Source organism: Amycolatopsis dongchuanensis (assembly GCF_039542405.1).
GTDB classification, from domain to species: domain Bacteria; phylum Actinomycetota; class Actinomycetes; order Mycobacteriales; family Pseudonocardiaceae; genus Amycolatopsis_E; species Amycolatopsis_E sacchari.
Window position 1 is genome coordinate 21,021 of the sequence record NZ_BAABIB010000005.1, and the last position, 19,406, is coordinate 40,426.

The 19,406-nt window shown below is 70.7% G+C and carries 20 protein-coding genes; 11 read left to right on the forward strand and 9 right to left on the reverse strand.

The annotated features are described in order from the left end of the window. Position 1: 1 nt before the first annotated feature. On the reverse strand, positions 2-970 hold the full coding sequence (locus tag ABFX51_RS00435; protein ID WP_346051320.1) for a YdcF family protein: 969 nt from the start codon (positions 968-970) through the stop codon (positions 2-4). Between the two features lie 287 nt (positions 971-1,257). Next, positions 1,258-1,815, reverse strand: a complete 558-nt coding sequence (locus tag ABFX51_RS00440) for a permease-like cell division protein FtsX (protein WP_346051322.1) — start codon at positions 1,813-1,815, stop codon at positions 1,258-1,260. 285 nt (positions 1,816-2,100) lie between these two features. Between ABFX51_RS00440 and ABFX51_RS00445 the strand changes: the two genes are divergently transcribed. Beyond that, on the forward strand, positions 2,101-3,153 hold the full coding sequence (locus ABFX51_RS00445; protein ID WP_346051324.1) for an endo-1,4-beta-xylanase: 1,053 nt from the start codon (positions 2,101-2,103) through the stop codon (positions 3,151-3,153). A gap of 190 nt (positions 3,154-3,343) precedes the next feature. Here the strand turns inward: ABFX51_RS00445 and ABFX51_RS00450 are convergent, their stop codons facing one another. Beyond that, positions 3,344-3,586, reverse strand: a complete 243-nt coding sequence (locus ABFX51_RS00450) for a DUF2630 family protein (RefSeq protein WP_346051326.1) — start codon at positions 3,584-3,586, stop codon at positions 3,344-3,346. A 74-nt stretch (positions 3,587-3,660) separates the two neighbouring features. Between ABFX51_RS00450 and ABFX51_RS00455 the strand changes: the two genes are divergently transcribed. Together ABFX51_RS00455 and ABFX51_RS00460 are read left to right on the forward strand one after the other, a co-directional pair. After that, positions 3,661-4,176, forward strand: coding sequence for a DUF1360 domain-containing protein (locus tag ABFX51_RS00455; RefSeq protein WP_346051328.1), 516 nt, complete (start codon positions 3,661-3,663; stop codon positions 4,174-4,176). 6 nt (positions 4,177-4,182) lie between these two features. Further along, the gene (locus ABFX51_RS00460) at positions 4,183-5,508 is read left to right on the forward strand and encodes an aldehyde dehydrogenase family protein (RefSeq protein ID WP_346051330.1); all 1,326 of its coding nucleotides are present in this window, start codon (positions 4,183-4,185) and stop codon (positions 5,506-5,508) included. 316 nt (positions 5,509-5,824) lie between these two features. Here ABFX51_RS00460 and ABFX51_RS00465 read toward each other — a convergent pair whose 3' ends face one another. Beyond that, positions 5,825-6,469 carry a TetR/AcrR family transcriptional regulator gene (locus ABFX51_RS00465; protein ID WP_346051332.1) on the reverse strand — a complete coding sequence of 215 codons (645 nt, stop codon included), beginning with the start codon at positions 6,467-6,469 and terminating at the stop codon, positions 5,825-5,827. A 102-nt stretch (positions 6,470-6,571) separates the two neighbouring features. Here ABFX51_RS00465 and ABFX51_RS00470 point away from each other — a divergent pair, with 102 nt between their 5' ends. Continuing rightward, on the forward strand, positions 6,572-7,351 hold the full coding sequence (locus tag ABFX51_RS00470) for a glucose 1-dehydrogenase (RefSeq protein WP_346051334.1): 780 nt from the start codon (positions 6,572-6,574) through the stop codon (positions 7,349-7,351). Between the two features lie 135 nt (positions 7,352-7,486). On the opposite strand, the gene ABFX51_RS00475 is transcribed toward ABFX51_RS00470, so the two are convergent. From ABFX51_RS00475 to ABFX51_RS00485, 3 genes are read right to left on the reverse strand one after another with little or no spacing between them, the layout of a single operon-like run. Then, positions 7,487-8,641 (reverse strand): amidohydrolase family protein, encoded by a 1,155-nt coding sequence (locus ABFX51_RS00475; protein ID WP_346051336.1) that lies wholly within the window; start codon positions 8,639-8,641, stop codon positions 7,487-7,489. Then, on the reverse strand, positions 8,604-9,071 hold the full coding sequence (locus ABFX51_RS00480) for a hypothetical protein (protein ID WP_346051338.1): 468 nt from the start codon (positions 9,069-9,071) through the stop codon (positions 8,604-8,606). The genes ABFX51_RS00475 and ABFX51_RS00480 overlap by 38 nt, the downstream gene beginning before the upstream one ends. Beyond that, the gene (locus ABFX51_RS00485; protein ID WP_346051340.1) at positions 9,071-9,973 is read right to left on the reverse strand and encodes a DNA polymerase III subunit beta family protein; all 903 of its coding nucleotides are present in this window, start codon (positions 9,971-9,973) and stop codon (positions 9,071-9,073) included. Before ABFX51_RS00485 ends, ABFX51_RS00480 begins: the two co-directional genes overlap by 1 nt. A 152-nt stretch (positions 9,974-10,125) precedes the next feature. Here ABFX51_RS00485 and ABFX51_RS00490 point away from each other — a divergent pair, with 152 nt between their 5' ends. The 3 genes from ABFX51_RS00490 (at position 10,126) to ABFX51_RS00500 (ending at position 12,920) form a co-directional block, all read left to right on the forward strand. Next, on the forward strand, positions 10,126-10,899 hold the full coding sequence (locus ABFX51_RS00490; RefSeq protein WP_346051342.1) for an IclR family transcriptional regulator: 774 nt from the start codon (positions 10,126-10,128) through the stop codon (positions 10,897-10,899). Positions 10,900-11,130: 231 nt separating this feature from the next. Beyond that, on the forward strand, positions 11,131-12,363 hold the full coding sequence (locus ABFX51_RS00495) for a cytochrome P450 (RefSeq protein ID WP_346051344.1): 1,233 nt from the start codon (positions 11,131-11,133) through the stop codon (positions 12,361-12,363). Further along, a complete protein-coding gene (locus tag ABFX51_RS00500; protein WP_346051346.1) occupies positions 12,363-12,920 on the forward strand; it encodes a pyridoxamine 5'-phosphate oxidase family protein in 558 nt (185 codons plus the stop codon). The genes ABFX51_RS00495 and ABFX51_RS00500 overlap by 1 nt, the downstream gene beginning before the upstream one ends. A gap of 116 nt (positions 12,921-13,036) precedes the next feature. Here the strand turns inward: ABFX51_RS00500 and ABFX51_RS00505 are convergent, their stop codons facing one another. Further along, a complete protein-coding gene (locus tag ABFX51_RS00505) occupies positions 13,037-14,062 on the reverse strand; it encodes a LacI family DNA-binding transcriptional regulator (RefSeq protein WP_091512480.1) in 1,026 nt (341 codons plus the stop codon). Between the two features lie 150 nt (positions 14,063-14,212). On the opposite strand from ABFX51_RS00505, the gene ABFX51_RS00510 reads away from it, so the two are divergent. From ABFX51_RS00510 to ABFX51_RS00525, 4 genes are read left to right on the forward strand one after another with little or no spacing between them, the layout of a single operon-like run. Beyond that, on the forward strand, positions 14,213-15,484 hold the full coding sequence (locus ABFX51_RS00510) for an ABC transporter substrate-binding protein (RefSeq protein WP_425425860.1): 1,272 nt from the start codon (positions 14,213-14,215) through the stop codon (positions 15,482-15,484). Positions 15,485-15,540: 56 nt separating this feature from the next. Further along, complete coding sequence (locus ABFX51_RS00515) at positions 15,541-16,458, forward strand: carbohydrate ABC transporter permease (protein ID WP_245783249.1); 918 nt, start codon at positions 15,541-15,543, stop codon at positions 16,456-16,458. Then, entirely contained in the window at positions 16,455-17,282 is an 828-nt protein-coding gene (locus ABFX51_RS00520; RefSeq protein WP_346051349.1) for a carbohydrate ABC transporter permease, read from the forward strand. Before ABFX51_RS00515 ends, ABFX51_RS00520 begins: the two co-directional genes overlap by 4 nt. Positions 17,283-17,284: 2 nt before the next feature. Continuing rightward, on the forward strand, positions 17,285-18,658 hold the full coding sequence (locus ABFX51_RS00525) for a GH1 family beta-glucosidase (protein ID WP_346051351.1): 1,374 nt from the start codon (positions 17,285-17,287) through the stop codon (positions 18,656-18,658). A gap of 2 nt (positions 18,659-18,660) precedes the next feature. Here ABFX51_RS00525 and ABFX51_RS00530 read toward each other — a convergent pair whose 3' ends face one another. After that, positions 18,661-19,380: a PP2C family protein-serine/threonine phosphatase gene (locus ABFX51_RS00530; RefSeq protein WP_346051353.1), complete on the reverse strand. Its 720-nt coding sequence runs from the start codon at positions 19,378-19,380 to the stop codon at positions 18,661-18,663. Positions 19,381-19,406: the final 26 nt, after the last annotated feature.

Genomic DNA, 19,406 nt, shown 5'->3' on the forward strand with positions numbered 1-19,406 from the left:
TTCAGTCCAGGAGCATCGCCCACGGGATGAGCGCGAGCAGCCCGGCGGCGGCGATGTTCGTGAGGCGGTAATGCGCGACCAGGGCGGCGAACTCGCGGAGGAAGGCGCTGGGCAGGAAGTAGCGGGCGGTCGGGGCGCCGGCGACGTCGAGTCGCAACCCGAGGCGGCGGGCCGTGACGGCGGTGCGGAACACGTGGTAGTTGCTGGTGACGGCGACGAGGGGACGCCTGTTCGCGGGGAGCAGTGCGGTCGCGAGGCGCAGGTTCTCCTCCGTGGTGGTGGCCTCGGCCTCGGTGAGGATCTTGTCTGCCGGGATACCGCGGTCGACGAGGTACTCGCGCATCGCGTCGGCTTCGGTGCGCGTCTCGTCCGGGCCGCGCCCGCCGGAGACGACGATCAGCGGCCCGTGGCGTTCCTGGCGGAAGATCCGGATGGCGCGGTCGAGCCGGGCGGCGAGCAGCGGAGGCACCTGGCCGTTCGCGAGCCCGGCGCCGAGCACGATGATCGCGGCGAACCCCCGGCGGCGACGCAGCCTGCCGTAGACGAGCGAGTACAGCAGGAAGCAGCCGAACAGGAACGCGGCGTAGGCGACGACGAACACGACCGAGCCGACCGGGGCGTTGAGCCACGGGTTGGTGCTGGGCCCGGTGGCCAGGGAGAGGACGGCCGTGGCGGCGAGCCCGGCCCCGGCGAGCAGCGAAAGGAGATTGCGCAGCCGGTGCCCCTCGCGCCGCCACATCACGACGCCGTTCGCGATGAGCGCGACGGGCAGGATCATGGCGACGACCACGAACGCGACTCCGAGGACGGTTTTCAGCCAGGGGGCCTCGTGCGCCCTGACGACGAGCTCCAGGAGGGCGAACAAGGCGGCCGTACCGAGCCACACGGCGTTGCTCACCCGCCGCGGCTCCTTCGCCACCCCCAGGACGAAGAGCACCAGCGCGACAGCGGCGAGGTACGCGTACAGCACGGTTCTCCATACCCCGCGCGGGGGCGGATGAAACCGCTTTCCGGGCTGCAAACCGCAGCACGGTGGTCGCTTCCGTGGTGGCGGCCGTCGTCAGCATTTGCTCACTGAGGACGAACGCCGCCGAGAAGCCCGGTCCGCGCCCCGTCGACGACCGGTCGGGCAAGCAGATGATCCTGGCCGAGGGGCGCCGGAAGTACGGCTCCTTCTCGCTGAATCCGATCAGCGGCACCGACGGGCGCTTTTCCCGCGAGAACCGTTGTGACCTGTCCGGTGTCCGCGCGCCGTCGTTAGTTGCGTTCGCCGCCGGGTGGGCACGGTGGCTTGACGTCCGCCGTGCCGTAGCGCGCCGTCAGGCTGGGCATGATCTCGGACAGGATCAGCGGCTCCACGGACGTCGCCGCTGGGAAGGCCGCCCTCAGCTCGGCTGCCCAGGCTCGCAGATCGACCTCGCCGGCCGCTGTGATCGTGACCGAGGCGGGCAACGCCTCCGGACGGGCGTGGTCGACCAGGTCGCGGTTGTCACGGAAGATCTGCCGGAACCGTTCGTACGCCTCGGTTTTCGTCTCCGTGTACACCTTCCGCGTCCGGTGGTCGGCGAGCACGGCCTCGGCGATCCGGGCCATCTCCTCGTCCGTGACCGCCCGGATCGTGATCTGGTCGGCGCACACGTCGTGCCCGGCGAGCGGGACGATCGTGGCCGGTTCCGGTGGCGCGGCCGGGGTCTCGTCGCGCGGCCACAGCACCACCGCCGTGGTGACCGCCGCGAGCAGCAGGACAACCGCGACGAGCACGACCGGCAGGAGGCGGCGGCGCCTCGGCGGCGGCGCGGGGGTTTCCTCGGACACGCGGTCACTTTAACGCTGTACTACGCCGCCACGACCGGCAGGAAGCGGTTTCTGCGCCACCACCGTCGTCGAGGTGCAGCCACGGAGCCGCCGACGACACGGGTGCGGGCACGAGGACGGCGAGCGTTCTGCCCATCCGCGATTCCCGTTGATCGAAAGTTTTCGAGAATGGGCACCGAGCGGTTTCCCGCTGTGCTGCCCTTGACGCGCCGTGTAAATCCGCCTTACCGTGCGACGGGCAATCCGCTCGTGTTCGAAATATTTCGACAATTTTCCGGAGTTCCCATGCGCAGATTCCTCGCCATCGTCGTCGGGGCGCTCGTACTCCTCGCCACCCCGCTCGCCGCTCCGTTCGCTTCGGCCTCCCCGCCGACCCTGCGCCAGCTGGCGGCCCGGCACGACCTCCGCATCGGCACCGCCGTGGACATGGCCGCACTCGACGCCGACCCGGTGTACCGCCAGCGCACCGGCAGCGAGTTCTCCACCGTGACCGCGGAGAACGTGATGAAGTGGGAGGTGCTGGAACCACAACGCGGGCAGTACGACTGGAGCGCGGCCGACGAGCTGATGAGCTTCGCCCGCCGGCACGGCCAGGCGGTGCGCGGGCACGTGCTGGTGTGGCACAACCAGTTGCCCGCGTGGCTGAACGAGACCGACTTCTCGGCGGCCGAGCTGCGGAACATCCTGCGGCAGCACATCTTCGACACCGTCGGGCACTTCCGGGGCCGCATCTGGCAGTGGGACGTGGTGAACGAGGCCTTCAACGAGGACGGCACGCTGCGCGACACGATCTGTCTGCGGAAACTCGGCCCCGGCTACATCGCCGACGCGTTCCGCTGGGCGCACCAGGCCGACCCGAAGGCGAAACTCTTCTACAACGACTACAACATCGAGGACGTCAACGCGAAGAGCGACGCGGTCTACGCGCTGGTGAAGTCCCTGCGGGCGCAGGGCGTGCCGATCGACGGTGTGGGTGTGCAGGCGCACCTCACGGTCGACGCGCCGCCCACCACCTTCCGGGAGAACCTGAAGCGCTTCGACCGGCTCGGCCTCGACACGGCGATCACCGAGGCCGACGTGCGCATGGTGCTGCCACCGGACGCGGCGAAACTGCGCGCACAGGCCGACGTCTACCGCGACATCCTCGGCGACTGCCTCGCCACCCGGCACTGCATCTCGTTCACCGTCTGGGGCTTCACGGACAAGTACTCGTGGGTGCCGGGCTGGTTCGAGGGCGAGGGCGCGGCGAACCTGCTCGACGAGAACTACCAGCCGAAACCGGCCTACGACGCGGTGCGCGCGGAGCTGGCGGCACGGTCGGTGGCGCACGCCGCCTGACCCGCCCGCGCCGTCCCGGTTCCCCGCGCCCAGTGGGGGGAAACCGGGTGTCAGGAGAGCCCGGCGTGCTCCAGTCCTTTTCGGACCGCACGCCGGGCTTTCCGGTACTGCGATCTCGTCCGGAGCCCGGGCATCGCGGGCGCGGCCGGCACGCCGGTCTCCCGCCCGCGCGCCACGCCGGAGCCCCTGCTCACTGCTGGTAGTGCTCGACCTCGTTGACGGGCCGGACCTCGGCGGCGTTCTCGTCCTCGCCGAACTCCCGGCGGGCGCGGCGCTGGCGCAGCAGGTCCCAGCACTGGTCGAGCTGCTCCTCGAGCTGCCGCATGCGGGCGCGGTCCGGCTCCTCGAGACCGGACCCGGTCGCCTTCTCGCGCAGCTTGTGCTCCTCGGCGATGAGCTCGTCGATGTTGCCGATGATGTCCTTCTCCGTCACGGGCCCACCGTACCCCGGCCGACCGGGGGTTGCCCGCGACCTCGGCGGGTAGTCCTCCCGCGGAAGGAGGGCGCATGTCTGCTCTGCACGAGCTGAAGGACCAGGCCAGGGCGTACCGGGACGGCGAGGACCGGCCGCTCGGCGGCTACCTGGCGGTGATGACCGTCTACGGCGTGCTCGTCGCGATCACGTCGGCGGTCGCGGTGCTGACCGGCCGGAAGCTGCCGCCGCGGGTGCCGAAGGAGGACCTGGTGGTGGTCGCGCTGGGCACCCACAAGCTGTCCAGGACCCTGACCAAGGACGCGGTGACCAGCCCGCTGCGGGCGCCGTTCACCCGGTACGCGGGCACCGGCGGCCCCGCGGAGGTGATGGAGGAGGTCCGCAAGCCCAGCGGGCTGCGGCACAGCCTCGGTGAGCTGCTGTCGTGCCCGTTCTGCCTCGACATGTGGGTCGTGACGGCGTTCACGTTCAGCCTGGTGTTCGCGCCCCGGCTGACCCGGCTCGTCGCCGGTGCGTTCGCCGCGCTGGCCGGGGCGGACTTCCTGCAGTTGGCGTACGCGAAGGCACAGCAGCTCGCGGAGAAGGGGTAAGAAGCGATGACGGACCTGATCGAGCACGAAACCACGGCGACCTTCCGCGAGGCCGGTGACGCGATCGTGGCCGCGCGGGTCGCGTTCGCCGAGTGGGCGCGGACCCCGGCGGCGGAGCGCGCGGCGGCGTTGAAGGCGGCCGCGGCCCGGTTGCGGGAGCGGATCGACGAGCTGGCGGAACTCAACCACCGCGAGACCGGGAAGCTGCTGGACGAGGCCAAGGGCGGCATCGAGGCCGGCGCAGGCACGCTGGAGCAGTACGCGGAGCTGGGGCCGGCGCACCGCGGGCGGAGCCTGCAGGGCAGCTGGGGCGCGACGGACCTGATGGTGCCCGAGCCGCGCGGTGTGGTGGTCGCGCTGACGCCGTGGAACGACCCCGTCGCGGTGGCGTGCGGGCTGCTCGGTGCGGCGCTGGCGACCGGGAACACCGTGGTGCACAAGCCGAGTGAGCGTTGTCCCGGCGTGGGTGCGCTGCTCACGGAGATCGTCGCCGAGCAGCTGCCGGAGGGCGTGCTGCGGTGCGTGTCCGGTGACGGGCGGGTCGGCGCGCAGCTGGCCGCGCACCCGGACGTGGACGTCGTCGCGCACGTCGGCAGCACCGCGACGGGCCGCTCGATCGCGGCGGCCGCGGCGACGACCGGGGCGAAGGTGCTGCTGGAGAACGGCGGGAACGACGCGCTGATCGTGGACTCCGATGTGGACCCGCGGTGGGCCGCGGAGCAGGCGGCGCTGGGGGCTTTCGCGAACGCGGGGCAGATCTGCGTGTCGGTGGAACGGATCTACGTGCCGCGCGCGATCGCCGACGAGTTCCTCGACGCCCTGGTGGAGCAGGCCCGCAAGCGCCCGCACGAGATCCCGATGCCGCGGCTGGTGGACGAGCGGATGCGCGACGAGGTGCACGCGCAGGTCACCGAGGCGGTCGACGACGGGGCGCGGCTGCTCGCCGGCGGCGAGCCGGGGGAGGGTTCGTTCTACCCGGCGACCGTCCTGGCGGACTGCGCGCCGACGATGCGGATCCTGCGTGAGGAGACCTTCGGACCGGTCGCGCCAGTGCGCGTGGTCGAGGACTTTGACCAGGCGCTGCGCGAAGCGTGCGACGACAGGTACGGCCTCGCGGCGACGGTGCTCACCAACTCGATGGAGCACGCCCAGCGCGCGTGGCGGGAGCTGCCCGTGGGGACGGTGAAGGTGAACGCCGTCTTCGGCGGCGCGCCCGGCGGGGCGGCGCAACCGCACGGCACCAGCGGCGAGGGCTTCGGCTACGGCCCGGAACTACTGGACGAACTGACGCGGATGAAGGTCGTGCACGTGGAGCCGGCTCCGCGGCGGTGATTCGAGTGGGGTGGCCCGGCCCGGGGCTCGGGCCACCCCGCGCCGGGCGGGGCTGGGCGCCGAGCCAGGCCTGGGCCAGGGATGGCCGGGGCTTTCGGCTCGGGACCCGGGCTGAGGGCTCCCGCGGGGGCTTTCGGCGCCGGGCATGTCGGGCGGCGGGTCTCGGACGAGCCCCGTAAGGAGCCGACCCCTCAGCCTGTCGGCTCCGGCTTGGCCTGCCCGGTCACCTCGGGCTGGGGCTCCAGGGTCGGCTGCCCGGCACGTTCGGGGCCGCGGCCGAATCCTCTTGCCGGGCGGTGCTGATGCGAACGCCCTTTCAGTCCTTGGTGGACGCTCCCGATCCAGCCACGGCGTACCGGGCGGCGAAGGTGCGGACGGCCTCGTCGACTACCTGGGCGACGCGTGCGGCGCTCACCTCCCAGCCTGGCACCAGGAGTGCGGGCCAGAAGACGTAGTTGGAGATCATGCCCAGGAACTGGGTGGCCGCGAGGTCCACGTCCTCGACGCGCACCGTTCCCGCCCCGTGCTCAGCGAGGAGGTAGCTGCGCACGGATTCGAAGTAGGGCATCTTCCCGTGTGAGAACTGCGCATGGGCCAGCTCGGGGAACCGCGGCAGCTCGGCGATGACGATCCTGAACAGGTCGGTCATCTGGGGACGGCCCAGCAGCTCGGCGTAACGGCGCCCGAGGACGCTGAGCCCCTCGACGACGTTGCCTGCCGGCGGAGGCTCCTCCTCGTCAGCGGTCGACCACGACTCGGTCACGATGGCGTCGAACAGGGCGGCTTTGCTTGGAAACTGCTTGAACAAGGTGGCCCGCGAAACGCCCGAGCGCTCCGCGATCCGCGCCAGCGACGTCCGGTCGTAGCCCAGCTCGAGGAACAACGCGGTCGCGGCCGTCACGATCTGCGCGCGCTTCTCCTGGGCGACGCGCTGGTGATACGTCGTCACGACCTTGCTCATGGGGCGAGCATACGAGGTGAGTGGCTTGACTCACCACTGCCGCCGACCTAGTGTGGGGCGCATGGTGAGTCGTCCGGCTCACCACGTACCGAAGGAACCCCCATGCCCCGCTTCGACAACCAGACCGTGCTCGTGACCGGCGGGACCGGCGGCCAGGGCTCGAGCCACGTGCGCGCCTTCCACGCGGAGGGAGCGAGCGTCGTGATCGGCGGCATCGACGCGCAACGCGGCACCGCTCTCGCCGGCGAGCTCGGGAGGCGCGCCCGCTTCGTCCGCCTCGACGTCACCGACGAGAACTCCTGGTCCGCCGCTGTGCAAACCGCCGAGAAGGCCTTCGGCGCCCTGAACGTGCTGGTCAACAACGCGGGCGTGCAGAACCCGCCTGCCACGATCGAGAACACGGACCAGGCCACGTGGTCGCGCATCCTCGACGTCAACCTCACCGGGACCTTCCTCGGCATCAAGGTCGCAGTCCCCGCCCTGCGCCGCGCAGGAGGGGGAGCCATCGTGAACATCGCCTCGACCATGGGCCTGGGCGGCACCGCGCACTACGCGCCGTACGTCGCCAGCAAGTGGGCCGTGCGAGGCCTCACCCGAACCGCGGCACTCGAGCTCGGCCGCGACCACATCCGCGTGAACACCATCCACCCCGGCGTGATCGCGACCTCGTTCATCCACGAACCAGCAGCCGGTGCCACCACGGCGATCGCCGACTTCTACTCACCCGAGCCGTTCGCCATCCCCCGGCTCGGGGAGCCGACCGACGTCACCCGGCTTCTCCTGTTCCTCACGTCGTCGGACGCGTCGTTCATCACGGGATCGGAATACGTCATCGACGGTGGGCTCCTCCTCGGCCCCGCTCTTCAGGCCGAGGCCGCATGAGCACTCCGGACCCGGCTCGACGCGCCCTCGGCCGTGACCGCGGTGTCCAGGATGGACTGTCACGGTGCCGGGCCCGTCGTCAGGTGTGGGGAGACGTCCGCGAACGGGAGGGGCACCGCCCCGGCACCCCGCGCCCTACCAGCGCGAAACGCACCGCCCCCTGGCGAACACCGCCCGGACCCTGTGCACGGCCGTGAGATCGGCGAGCGGGTCGCCTTCTACCGCTACGACGTCCGCGTCGAAACCGGGCGCCAGCCTGCCTTTCCGCCCGCCCAGGCCGCACACCCACGCCGGGACCTCCGTCACCAGGCGCAGCACCTCCGCCGGCGCCAGACCCAGCTCGCCCGCCATCACGATGGTGTGGCGCAGCACGTCGTGCGGCTTCCGGTCCGTGATCCCGGCGTCGCTGCTGAGCACCATCAGCGCGCCTGCCCGGTGCAGTTCCAGCAGGTTCCCGACGATCTTCGGCATCCGCCGCACGATCCCCTCGGTGTCCGCCCGCCCCGGCCCCGGCACGAGACCGAACGTCGCACCCACCGCGATCCGGCGTTCCACGATCCGGCGCACCAGGTCCGGCGAGGGGGTGTCCACATCGTCCTCGGTCCAGAACGACACGTGCTCCACACCGTCCACATGCGCCTCGACGGCGTTCACGATCCCTTGCGGCGCATGGGCGTGCGCGGTGACGGGCAGTCCGAGCCGGTGCGCCTCCTCGACCGCCGCACGCAGCTCGTCCTCACCGAACTGCGGCAGGTCCTGCCGCGTGCCGGGCGTGAGCCTGCCGCCGCTGGCCATGATCTTGACGACGTCCACCCCGCGCTCGGCCCGCTCCCGCACCGCCGCGCGCATCGCCTCCGGCGTGGGCTCGACCGCGCCACCGAGGTAGTGGCAGTGCCCGGCAGGCGTCGTGATCGGCGGCCCGGCGGCGACGATCGTGGGCAGCGGACCCGGCTCCTCACGCAGCCGCAGGGCGAGGTAGTTCCGGTCGCCGAGGTCACGCACCGTCGTGATGCCGCCCAGCAGCGCGGTCCGGGCCGCCGCGCGCATCGCGTCGAGCGCCTGTTCGTCATCCCGGGCGGCGAGCGCCGCGACCGGATCCGCGCTCGCGTCGAAGGCCAGGTGCACGTGGGCGTCGACGAAGCCGGGCAGCAGGGTCGTGTCGCCGAGGTCGAGCGCGTCGGGAGCGGCCACCCCGAACGCCACGTCGGAGATCCGCTCGCCGGTCACCGTCAGCACGGGGTCGGCGCGCGGTTCAGTCCCGTCGAACAGCCTGGCTGCCCGCAGCCGCATCGGAAAAGCCTACGTCCCGCGTCAACCGTTCGACAGCGCCCCGGATGGTGGCGCCGTACGCGTCGTCGGGCAGCACGTCCAGCCGGGCGCGGGCTTCCGCGAGGTGCCGCCGCGCGGCGTCGAGTGCGCCGAGCTTGTGGTAGTTGTCGGCGAGGTTCAGGTGCAGCGACGGGTAGAAGCCGCTCACGCGCAGGCCCGCGTGGTGGGCCTGCGCGCGCTCGTCGGTGAGGACGTCGGCCGCGTCGATGGCCCGCACGTCCCACGTCAGCGCCTCGGCGGGGTGCTCGCACAGGTCGGCGAGGTAGTGCGCGAGCGTGCAGCGGTGCAGCGGATCGCCGTCCGGCCCGATCGAGGACCACAGTGCGAGCAGCCGCTCGCGGTCCTGGGCCTGCACGGCTTCGGTGATGGCGAGCATGGTCGGATCGGTCATCAGGGCCTCACTGGCATCGCGAGAGTGGTGGAGTCGCCGTCGGTGGCGGAGCGGATGACGACGGGCTGGTCGGGTTCGGAGACGTCGAACAGCAGGTCGGGGCCGACGGCCGTGGCGACGGCGGCCCGCAGGGTGGCCGCGTCGAAGGTCACGCCCAGCACCTCCACCCGGTCTCCGCCGGCCGGCAGCTCGTCCCGGCGCAGCACGGCACGCCGGCGCACGGGCGGCAACGCGGCCAGCACGTGCCGATAGTCGGGGAACTCCGCCGCGACCACCGGAGCCTGCCGCAGCTCGGCGTCCGCCGCCAGGGTGAGCGCGTCCCCGTCGAACGACACGACCACCGAAGGCTGCCCGGCCAGCCACGGCAGGAGCGCGGACAACCCGTCTCGGGCCACCACCGCCGAACCCCGCTCGTCCTGCCGCACGGCCAGGCCCCGCGTCGCCAGCCGGTAGCGGTCGGTGGCCGTCAGCGTGAGCACCTCCGGCTCCAGCTCGACGAAAACCCCTGCCAGCGCGGGGAGGTCCGGGTCGTCCCCGGCGGCGGGCAGCACCTGCGCGAACGCGGCGGACAGCAGCCGCCCGTCGACCGCGGGGGTGAGCCGCCGCTTGATCACCGCCGCGGCCGCGGCCGCCTTGCGCGCCCGTTCCCGCAGGTCACGTACGTGCTCGTCGAGTAGACCGTGCTCACCGTCGAGGATCCGGGACACCGCGTCCAGCGGTACGTCGATCTCCCGCAGCTGCCGGATGAGCCGCGCGCGCTCGCACTGCTCCTGCCGGTAGTAGCGGTAGCCGGTGGCGGGATCGACCTCGGCGGGCACCAGCAGACCGCAGTCGGCGTAGAACCGCAGCGCGCTCGGCGTGAGGCCGCTGGCGCGGGCGAACGCGCCGATCGGGATGAGCATGAGCCCATCCTGAAGTCTCGACCTGGTTGAAGGTCAAGCCGATTCGCGCAGCCGCAGTGAGACCGGCGACCGGACCGCTCCTGGGCCGGGCGGATCACCGGCGTGAGCTGCGCGAGGGCCGGAGCAGGGGTGGACCGCGATAGCCTCTCTACGTGCGTCCCGAGCCCTCCGAGCGCCCAGCCGGGCTGATCGGTGCTGTCGACAATGTCCTGCGGTTGCTGCGGTTGTTCGAGGATCGCGAGCTCCTGCGCGTCAGCCAGGTCAGCAGGGAGATGGGGCTGTCCCGGTCGACCGTCCACCGGATGCTCGCCACGCTGAGCCATCACCAGTTCGTCGAGCAGGACGAGCACTCGCGGGGTTACCGAGCGGGGCCCGCGCTGGTGGACATCGGCCTGGCTGTGGTGCAGAACATGGACGTGCGTGCCCTGGCATACGGTGCTCTGGTGCGGCTGCGCGACGCCACCGGCGAGACGGTGCACCTGGGCACCCTGCGCGGTTCTGAGGTGCTCTATGTCGAGAGCGTGGAGAGCGAGCAAGTGCTCAAGATCAGCTCCCGGGTGGGGTGGACGCTTCCCGCGCACGCGTCTGCCGGGGGGAAGGCTCTCCTGGCCGAGCTGGGCGAACAGGAGCTGGCTGCCCTGTACCCGGAGGAAAAGCTGCCCGCGGCCACCCCGCGCGGCATCACGTCCCTTGCCGAGCTGCGGGAACAGCTTCGGCAGGTGCGGGTGCGCGGGTACTCCTTCAGCGATGCCGAGAGCGAGAACGACGTCAGCGCGGTCGGCGCGGTGGTGAAGGATCGGCACGGCAGGGTGCGCGGGGTCGTGGTGGTGACCGGCCCGCGGTCACGGGTGGACCAGGCGTGGATCGACCGGGTGTCGCTGGCCGTCATGAGCACCGCCAAGGAGCTGAGCGCTTCCATCGTCTAGCACGACAGCTTGTCGAGTCCGGGTCTTTCGAGGCCCGGCCTCTTTGCTGCTTGCCTATGTGTCGCATGACGCGGTCTACTGTTCCGTATGGTGCTACAACGAGGTGGCTCGGAGGTACCGTGACCGCATCAGCTGGCTCGGTCGGCTTCCGCAGCCGTCTCGACCGCGGCTGGGAGAAGCACCGTGTAACGCAGGTCAACGGCACCGCACCGTGAAAGGCAGATTTCCGCCATGGCTACTCCCGTCGACCCGGCCGAGTTCTTCGACCCGCTGAATCCGGTGCACGTCGCCGATCCCGACGAATTCATGAAGGCGTCCCGGAAAGGATGCCCGGTCGCCAAGGTGAGCGAGCACCTCTACACCGCGAACACCGACGACGTGGTCCGGTCGGTGTTCGACGACACGAAGCGCTTTTCCAACCGCGGCAACTTCTCGGTCGGGGCCGAGGACGTGCGGTTCCCGTTCACCGTCGTCACCATGGCAGACCCGCCGGACCACACGGTGCTGCGGAGCAGGCTGCTGAAGAGCATGGCGGCGGCGCGCCTTCGGAAGCTCACGCCGGAGGTCGAAAACATCGTGCGCGATGCCGTCGGCGCGCTGCCCGCATCGGGCCGGGTCGATCTGTACGCCGATTACGTGCACTTCATCCCGTCGGCCGTTCTGTACGCGCTGATCGGAATTCCGAAGGCCAAGTGGCGCGAGGTCCAGACCTGGTCTGATGCCGTCGTCCGCGTCATTCCCGAGCCCGCACACGAGCTACCCGAGTTCGCCGCACTGATGGGATTCCTGGCGAAATGCGTGGAGGAGCGCCGAGCCCATCCCGGGGATCGCCACGAGGACGTGCTGGACAACCTGTGCTGGGCGGACCCCGGTGAGGTGGAAATGCCGGCACTCGAGGTCGTGTGCCACATCTTCCAGCTCGTCGTCGCCGCGACCGACACCACCCGGGCACTGATCGCCAACTGCGTGTACCGGCTGCTCGAAGAGCGCGATCGGTGGGAGGCGGTCGTCGCCGACCGGTCACTGCTGCCGAACGCGATCGAGGAGTCGCTGCGCGTGGACTCGCCCGCTCAGTTCATGGTCCGGACGGCGGTGGAAGACGTCACACTGGCGGAATGTCCCGTTCCGGCCGGCAAAAAGGTCTACCTGAACATCCAGTCCGCCAATCACGACGAGAACCGGTGGGGTGAGGATTCGCGGACGTTCCGCATCGACCGGCCCGGTGCCACGGCGCACCTCGCGTTCGGCAGGGGAATCCACGCGTGCATCGGTGCGCCGCTGGCTCGAATCGAAGCGCGGTCGGCGATCGGAGCGCTGATGGACGCGTTTCCCGGCATGCGGCTCGCCCCGGACGCCGCGTGGGTGAAATGCGGAGGAGCCATCACGCGAAGGGTCGAATCGGTACCGGTCTGGCTCAACGGAGAGCAAGCGCGGTCAGCACGTCAAGCCACCAGGAGGCGATGATGCCCGGGACCGATCCGAGCGTGGCGGAGATCCACGAGGCGATCACCGAACTGTTGCGCACCGAGGAGCTCGCGACCCTCGCCACGGTCGATTCCGAAGGCCGCCCCTCGGCCTCGCCGATGCACATCGCCGGCGACGGACTCGTCGGCTACCTGCACACGTTCCGCCACACCCGGAAAAGCACGCAAATGCGGCAGAACCCGAACGTCAGCTATTCCGTGTGCCACGTCCCCGCCGAGGGCTACGCCGCGCGGTGGGAAACGCGGTCGCTGCAGATCCAGGGGATCGCCACCCTGGTCACCGATCCGGTGGAGATCCAGCGGATCGCGGAGCTCAGCCAGGAGCAGTTCCCGTGGGCACGGGATGTGTCCCTGTACGACAACCTCAGGACGCCGGACCAGGGACAGCAACTGTTCTACCGCATCGAGCCCGTCCAGGGACTGTGGGCGGACAACCGCGTCCGGATGCTCTACCGGGTCCTGGTCGATTTCGGTGACGGCGGCAAGACCATCACCAAGGTCGAAGATTACAACGCCGTTGTCCGCGGACGAGCCTGACGCGGCCGGGCAGTGATCTGCTGCGGTCCTGCGTGCTGACACCCGGCTCGCGACCGCCGGTGCCAGGAGGGGTGTCAGCGGGCGTCGGCCGGGATGAGCACGAGCGCATCCGGGGGTCAAGCCGATTCGCGCAGCCGCAGTGAGACCGGCAGTACGTGCCGCCGCGGCGGGACCGGTTCCCCGGCGAGCAGGGCCAGCAACGTGGCGACCATCTGCTGCACCTGCGCGGCCGGGTCCTGGTGCACGGTCGTCAGCGGCGGGTGCATGGCCGTGGCCAGCGACGGGTTGTCGTCGAACCCGATCACCGCCACGTCCTCCGGGACCCGCCTGCCCGCCTCGTGCAGCGCCCGCACCGCGCCCGCCGCCATCAGGTCGCTCGCGACGAACACCGCGTCCAGCTCCGGTTCCCGTGCCAGCAGGCGGTCCATCGCGGCGCGCCCACCGTCCAAAGTGAAGTCGGCCTCTTCGGACAGTCCCGTCGGGTCCAGCCCGGCCTCGGTCAGCGTCTCCCGCCAGCCCGAGAGCCGGTGCACGGCGGCGGTCTGGTCCTGTGGCCCGGCGACCGTCGCGATGCGCCGCCTGCCGCGGCCGAGCAGGTGGGTCACGGCCTGCCGGGCGCCGTCGGCGTTGTCGAAGTCGACCACGTGCACCCCGCGCGAGACGTTGCCCGCGGGTCCGCCGAACACGATCGGCAGCCGCAGCAGCCGCAGCGCCCTCGGCAGCGGGTCGGCCCGGTGCGGGGCGAACACGAGGGCCCCGTCCACGTGCCCGCCTTCGAGGAAGCGGAGCGTGCGCGCGTGGTCCTCCTTGCCGTCGTTGAACATCAACACCATCTGGCTGCCCGAAGAGGCCAGTTCGCGATAACCGGCGCGCATGACCGCGGTACGGTACGGGTCGCCCAGCAGGACCTCCTCCGGCTCGGAGAGCACGACGGCGACCGCGCCGGTGCGCCGCGTGACGAGCGAGCGGGCTGCCTGGTTGGGGGAGTAGCCCAGATCGCGGGCGGCCGCGAGCACCGCGTCCTTCGCGCGGGCGCTGACGTTCGCGTCGCCGTTCAGCGCGCGCGAAGCGGTGGAGCGGGAGACCCCGGCGAAAGCGGCGACGTCCTCGAGAGTCGGCCTGTCGTCCTGGCTGCGCGTCACGGGCGGCGTCCTTTCGCTGAGAGCGCTTCCAACAATATCGCATCTTGACACCAGCAGTGACAGGGAACACACTCGTCCGTGTTCTGGGAGCGCTCCCAGTTTTCCCACACTCCAGAGCAAGGGGTTGACGTGCGACACCTTCACAAGGGCGTGAGCTTCGCGATCGGACTGGCGGTGGTGGGCGCGAGCCTCGCCGCCTGCGGCGGTGGCGGCGACTCGGCCGGATCGGGCGGCGGTGGGCAGGTCGAGCTGACCATCGGCACGTTCACCGAGTTCGGCTACGAGAGCCTGCTCCCCGAGTACGAGCGGCTGCACCCCAACATCAAGATCACCCACCACAAGACCGGCGAGGGCGGGCCCTACCACCAGAACCTCATCACCAAGCTGGCGGCGGGCTCCGGGCTGGAGGACGTCGTCGCCGTGGAGGAGGGCCACTTCTCCGACATCGTCGACAAGTCGAGCAAGTTCAACGACCTCACCGAGATCGGTCCCAAGGACGTCACCCCGGACCGGTGGCTCAAGTGGAAGTACGACGCCGGCAAGGACAAGGACGGCAGGCTGATCGGCTACGGCACCGACATCGGCCCGCTCGCCCTGTGCTACCGCAAGGACCTGCTCGCCGCGGCGAACCTGCCGTCGGACCCGGAGGGCGTGAAAGCGCTTTTCGCGAGCTGGGACAGCTACTTCGCGGCCGGGCAGACGTACGTGAACAGGACCGGCAAGGCGTGGTTCGACGCGTCGTCGCAGCTGTACAACTCGATGGTCAACCAGCTCGACGTCGGCTACCTCGACCGCAGCGACAAGCTGACCATCGAGAGCAACCCGGGCATCAAGCAGGCCTTCGACCGCGTGAGCACCGCGATCCAGCAGGGCCAGTCGGCGAAGCTCACCGCGTTCGGCAACGAGTGGAAGACCGGCTTCGCGCAGGGTTCCTTCGCCACCACCGTGTGCCCGTCCTGGATGCTCGGCGTGGTCAAGGAGAACGCCGGCCCGGCGAACGCGGGCAAGTGGGCGGTCACCGACGCGTTCCCCAACGGCGGCGGCAACTGGGGCGGCTCGTACCTGACCGTGCCCAAGCAGAGCAAGCACCCGAAGGAGGCCGCGGAGCTGGCGGCGTGGCTCACCGCGCCCGAGCAGCAGCTGAAGGCGTTCCAGGCCAAGGGCAACTTCCCCAGCCAGACCCAGGCGCTGACCTCGCCCGAGCTGCTGAACTCCACCGACGAGTACTTCGGCGGCGTGAAGGTCGGCGAGCTGTACGCCGAGCAGGCCCGCAAGGTCAGCAAGGCCCAGTACAAGGGGCCCGGTGACGGCCAGATCCAGGAGAACGTGACCTCGCCCGCGCTGCGGTCGGTCGAGCAGGGCACCTCGCCCGCGGACGCGTGGCAGCAGGTGGTCGAGGGCGCGAAGAAGGTCACGAAGTGAACGCAGCGGGGGGAACGGTGCTCGAGTCGCGGCCGAGGGCACCGCACCCGGAACCGGTGAAACCGACACTGCGGGAACGGCTCGCGCGGTGGGACGTGAAGGTCTCGCCGTACCTCTACATCGCGCCGTTCTTCGTGGTGTTCGGCATCGCCGGCCTGTTCCCCCTGCTCTACACGGCCTACGTGTCCCTGTTCGACTGGGAGGTCGGCGACGACCACCCGAAGTTCCTCGGGCTGGGCAACTACGTCGAGCTGATGGGCGACGGCCAGTTCTGGCACGCCCTGGTCAACACCCTGTCGATCTTCGTGCTCTCCAGCGGGCCGCAGATCGTGATCGCCGTGCTGCTCGCCGCGCTGCTCAACACGCGGCTGCGGTGGGCGGCCGGCTGGCGCGTGGGGGTGCTGCTGCCCTACGCGGCGAGCCTGGTGGCGCTGGGGATCATCTTCGCCAACCTGTTCGGCCCGAACTACGGGCTGGTGAACTCGATCTTCGAAGCGCTCGGGCTGGACCGGGTGGACTGGCAGGCCAACCGGTTCGCCAGCCACGTCGCCATCGCCACGATGGTGAACTGGCGGTGGACCGGGTACAACGCGCTGATCGTGCTCGCCGCGATGCAGGCGCTGCCGAAGGACGTGATGGAGGCGGCGATCGTCGACGGGGCGGGCGCGGTCCGCCGCTTCGTCAGCGTCACGCTGCCGATGCTGCGGCCCACGCTGATCTTCGTGATCATCACCTCGACGATCGGCGGGCTGCAGATCTTCACCGAGCCGAAGCTGTTCGACGCGATGCCGGGCTCGAACAACGGGGGCTCGCAGCACCAGTTCCAGACCGTGACGCTGTACCTGTACCAGTCCGGGTTCGAGGGCTTCGACCTCGGCTACGCGTCGGCGATCGCGTGGGTGCTGTTCGTGCTGATCATCGTGATCGCACTGCTCAACTTCCTGCTCACCCGGCGGATGGGACGGGTCCGATGATCGCCAGGATCGGCCGCGCGAACTTCTTCGTCTACGCGGCGCTGGTCGTGTTCGTGCTGGTGTCGTTCTTCCCGTTCTACTGGCAGTTCCTGGTGGCCAGCAGGGACGCGTCGATGCTGACCGACCGGATCCCGTCGCTGGTGCCGGGCGGGAACTTCCTCGCCAACGCGGCCCGCGTGTTCGACGTGGTCGCGTTCTGGAAGGCGCTGGGCAACAGCCTCATCGTGTCCGGCACGGTCACGCTGACCACGGTGCTGTTCTCGTCGCTGGCCGGGTTCGCCTTCGCCAAGCTGCGCTTCCGCGGCAGCAACCCGCTGTTCGTGTTCATCGTGGTGACGCTGGCGGTGCCCACGCAGCTGGGCATCATCCCGCTGTTCATCGCGATGTCGGAGTTCGGCTGGGCCGGCCACCTGCAGGCGGTGATCGTGCCGAACCTGGTCACGGCGTTCGGCGTGTTCTGGATGCGTCAGTACACAGTGGACGCCGTGCCGTACGAGCTGATCGAGGCGGCCCGCGTGGACGGCTGCAGCGTCTTCCGGATCTTCGTGAACGTGTGCCTGCCCGCGGTGCGCCCGGCCGCCGCGGTGCTGGCGATGTTCACGTTCATGATGTCCTGGAACGACTTCCTGTGGCCGCTGATCGTGCTGAACGCGGAGAACCCGACCGTGCAGCTCGCGCTGGAGCGGCTGCAGAGCGGGTACTACGTCGACTACTCACTGGTGCTGGCGGGCACGACGCTGGCCACCATCCCGATCCTGATCGTCTTCCTGCTGCTCGGCCGCCAGATCGTGGCCGGGATCATGCAGGGCGCTGTGAAAGGTTGAGCATGTCCGTACTCGGCGAACAGGTGGCCGCGGCGCTGGAGTTCCCCCCGGGGTTCCTGTGGGGCGCCAGCACCGCCGCCTTCCAGATCGAAGGCGCGACCAGGCAGGACGGCCGCACCGACTCGATCTGGGACGCGTTCTCCCGCCGCCCCGGCGCGGTGGCGGGCGGGGACACCGGCGAACCCGCGGCCGACCACTACCACCGCTACCGCGACGACGTCGCACTGATGCGTGCGCTCGGTTTCGGCGCCTACCGGTTCTCGATCGCGTGGTCCCGCGTCCGCCCCGATGGCGGCGAGGTCAACCCGAAGGGACTGGACTTCTACGACCGGCTGACCGACGAGCTGCTGGCCAACGGGATCACCCCGTGGGCGACGCTGTACCACTTCGACCTGCCGCAGGCGCTGGAGGAGGCGGGCGGCTGGGCGAACCGCGACACGGCGTTCCGGTTCGCGGAGTTCGCGGCTACGACCGTGGCACGGCTGGGGGACCGCATCCCGTTCTGGTCCACCCTCAACGAACCGTGGTGCTCGGCGTTCCTGGGTTACGCGGCGGGCATCCACGCACCGGGGCGCCGGGAACCGGAAGCGGCTGCCGCGGCGGCGCACCACCTGCTGCTCGCCCACGGGCTCGCGATGCCCGAGCTGCGGCGGCACGCGCCCGCCGCGCGGCTGGGTATCACGCTCAACCTGTACCCCGTGCAGGGCGAGGACCAGGAGGCCGTGCGCAAGATCGACGGGCTGCAGAACCGGCTGTTCCTCGACCCCGTGCTGCTGGGCCGCTACCCCGAGGACCTGCTGGCGGACCTGGAGCCGTTCGGTTTCCCCGTGCGCGACGGGGATCTCGCGGCCATCGGCACGCCGATCGACCAGCTCGGCATCAACTACTACCGGGGTTACGAGGTGACCCGCGACCCGGCACTCGGCGAGGCCGCGGGCCCGGAGTGGATCGGGGCGCGGGAGGTGCGGTTCATCCCCGATCCGCACGCGCCGCTCACCGAATCCGGCTGGCAGGTGGAGCCGGACAAGCTGACCGACACCCTGTTGCGCGTGCACCGCGAGTACCCGCACATCCCGTTGTACGTCACGGAAAACGGCGCCGCGTACCCCGACCACGTCGGGCCGGACGGGGAAATCGCCGACGACGACCGGATCGGCTTCCTGGACTCCCACCTGCGGGCCGCGCACGCGGCCGTCGCGCAGGGGGTGGACCTGCGGGGGTTCTTCTACTGGTCGCTGCTGGACAACTTCGAGTGGGCCGAGGGGTACGCGAAGCGGTTCGGGCTCGTCCACGTCGACTACGCGACCCAGGAGCGGACGCCGAAGCGTTCCGCCGCCTGGTACGCGAACGTGATCGCGGCGAACGGGCTGCGCTGAGGTCAGGCGGCGACGTGGAACGGGACGGTGCTGACGGTGCTGACATCGGTCGCGGCGGCCGGGTACTCGACGAACAACGCGGTCGCGTTGTCGGTGCCGCCCGCGGCCAGTGCGGCGGCGGTCAGCGCGGGCGACGAGTTCGCGGGCTGCCGCAGCAACTCGGCCATCGTCGCCAGGTCGAGCGTCTTGTGCACGCCGTCGCTGGTCAGCAGCAGCCCGGCCGGACCGGTCAGCTCGGAGTGGCCGTACTCGGCCTCGCCCGCGGTGCGCACGCTCGTGGTGACCAGGTGCTCCATGCGCGGGGTGGGCACCTGGCCCCGGTCGCGGAAGTACTGGGCGAGCGTGTGGTCGTGGGTGAGCTGGCGCAGGCGCGTGCCGTCCCACGCGTACGCCCGCACGTCCCCGACCCACGCGATGCGGTACCCCCGCTCACCGGCCTGTGCGACGACGAGCACGCAGTCGCCCGTGTCGCGAGCGCGGACGGCGTCCCGCGCGGCGAGCAGGGCCGCCGCGGGGCCACTGGAAAGGGGGGACCGGGTCGCCGCCGCGACGGCGATCCGGGCGGCGTGGGCGGCGTCTTCGGCGTCGCCCACGCCGTCGGCGAGCGCGAACACGGCGAAACCCGTGGCGGGGTCGGTGCCCGCGGCCACCGCGTCGGCGTTGACCGTGCGGGAGCCCCGCACGCTGGCGGTGTGCCAGACCGGGGCGGAAGTGCTGGTCATGGTCCCCTCCTTCGACCGTTGTCCCC

Coding starts and splice junctions, on each gene's coding strand:
- ABFX51_RS00445 (WP_346051324.1), top strand. CDS start 2,101: ATGCGCAGATTCCTCGCCATCGTCGTCGGGGCGCTCGTACTCCTCGCC.
- ABFX51_RS00455 (WP_346051328.1), top strand. CDS start 3,661: ATGTCTGCTCTGCACGAGCTGAAGGACCAGGCCAGGGCGTACCGGGAC.
- ABFX51_RS00460 (WP_346051330.1), top strand. CDS start 4,183: ATGACGGACCTGATCGAGCACGAAACCACGGCGACCTTCCGCGAGGCC.
- ABFX51_RS00465 (WP_346051332.1), bottom strand. CDS start 6,469: ATGAGCAAGGTCGTGACGACGTATCACCAGCGCGTCGCCCAGGAGAAG.
- ABFX51_RS00470 (WP_346051334.1), top strand. CDS start 6,572: ATGCCCCGCTTCGACAACCAGACCGTGCTCGTGACCGGCGGGACCGGC.
- ABFX51_RS00475 (WP_346051336.1), bottom strand. CDS start 8,641: ATGCGGCTGCGGGCAGCCAGGCTGTTCGACGGGACTGAACCGCGCGCC.
- ABFX51_RS00480 (WP_346051338.1), bottom strand. CDS start 9,071: ATGACCGATCCGACCATGCTCGCCATCACCGAAGCCGTGCAGGCCCAG.
- ABFX51_RS00485 (WP_346051340.1), bottom strand. CDS start 9,973: ATGCTCATCCCGATCGGCGCGTTCGCCCGCGCCAGCGGCCTCACGCCG.
- ABFX51_RS00495 (WP_346051344.1), top strand. CDS start 11,131: ATGGCTACTCCCGTCGACCCGGCCGAGTTCTTCGACCCGCTGAATCCG.
- ABFX51_RS00500 (WP_346051346.1), top strand. CDS start 12,363: ATGCCCGGGACCGATCCGAGCGTGGCGGAGATCCACGAGGCGATCACC.
- ABFX51_RS00520 (WP_346051349.1), top strand. CDS start 16,455: ATGATCGCCAGGATCGGCCGCGCGAACTTCTTCGTCTACGCGGCGCTG.
- ABFX51_RS00525 (WP_346051351.1), top strand. CDS start 17,285: ATGTCCGTACTCGGCGAACAGGTGGCCGCGGCGCTGGAGTTCCCCCCG.
- ABFX51_RS00530 (WP_346051353.1), bottom strand. CDS start 19,380: ATGACCAGCACTTCCGCCCCGGTCTGGCACACCGCCAGCGTGCGGGGC.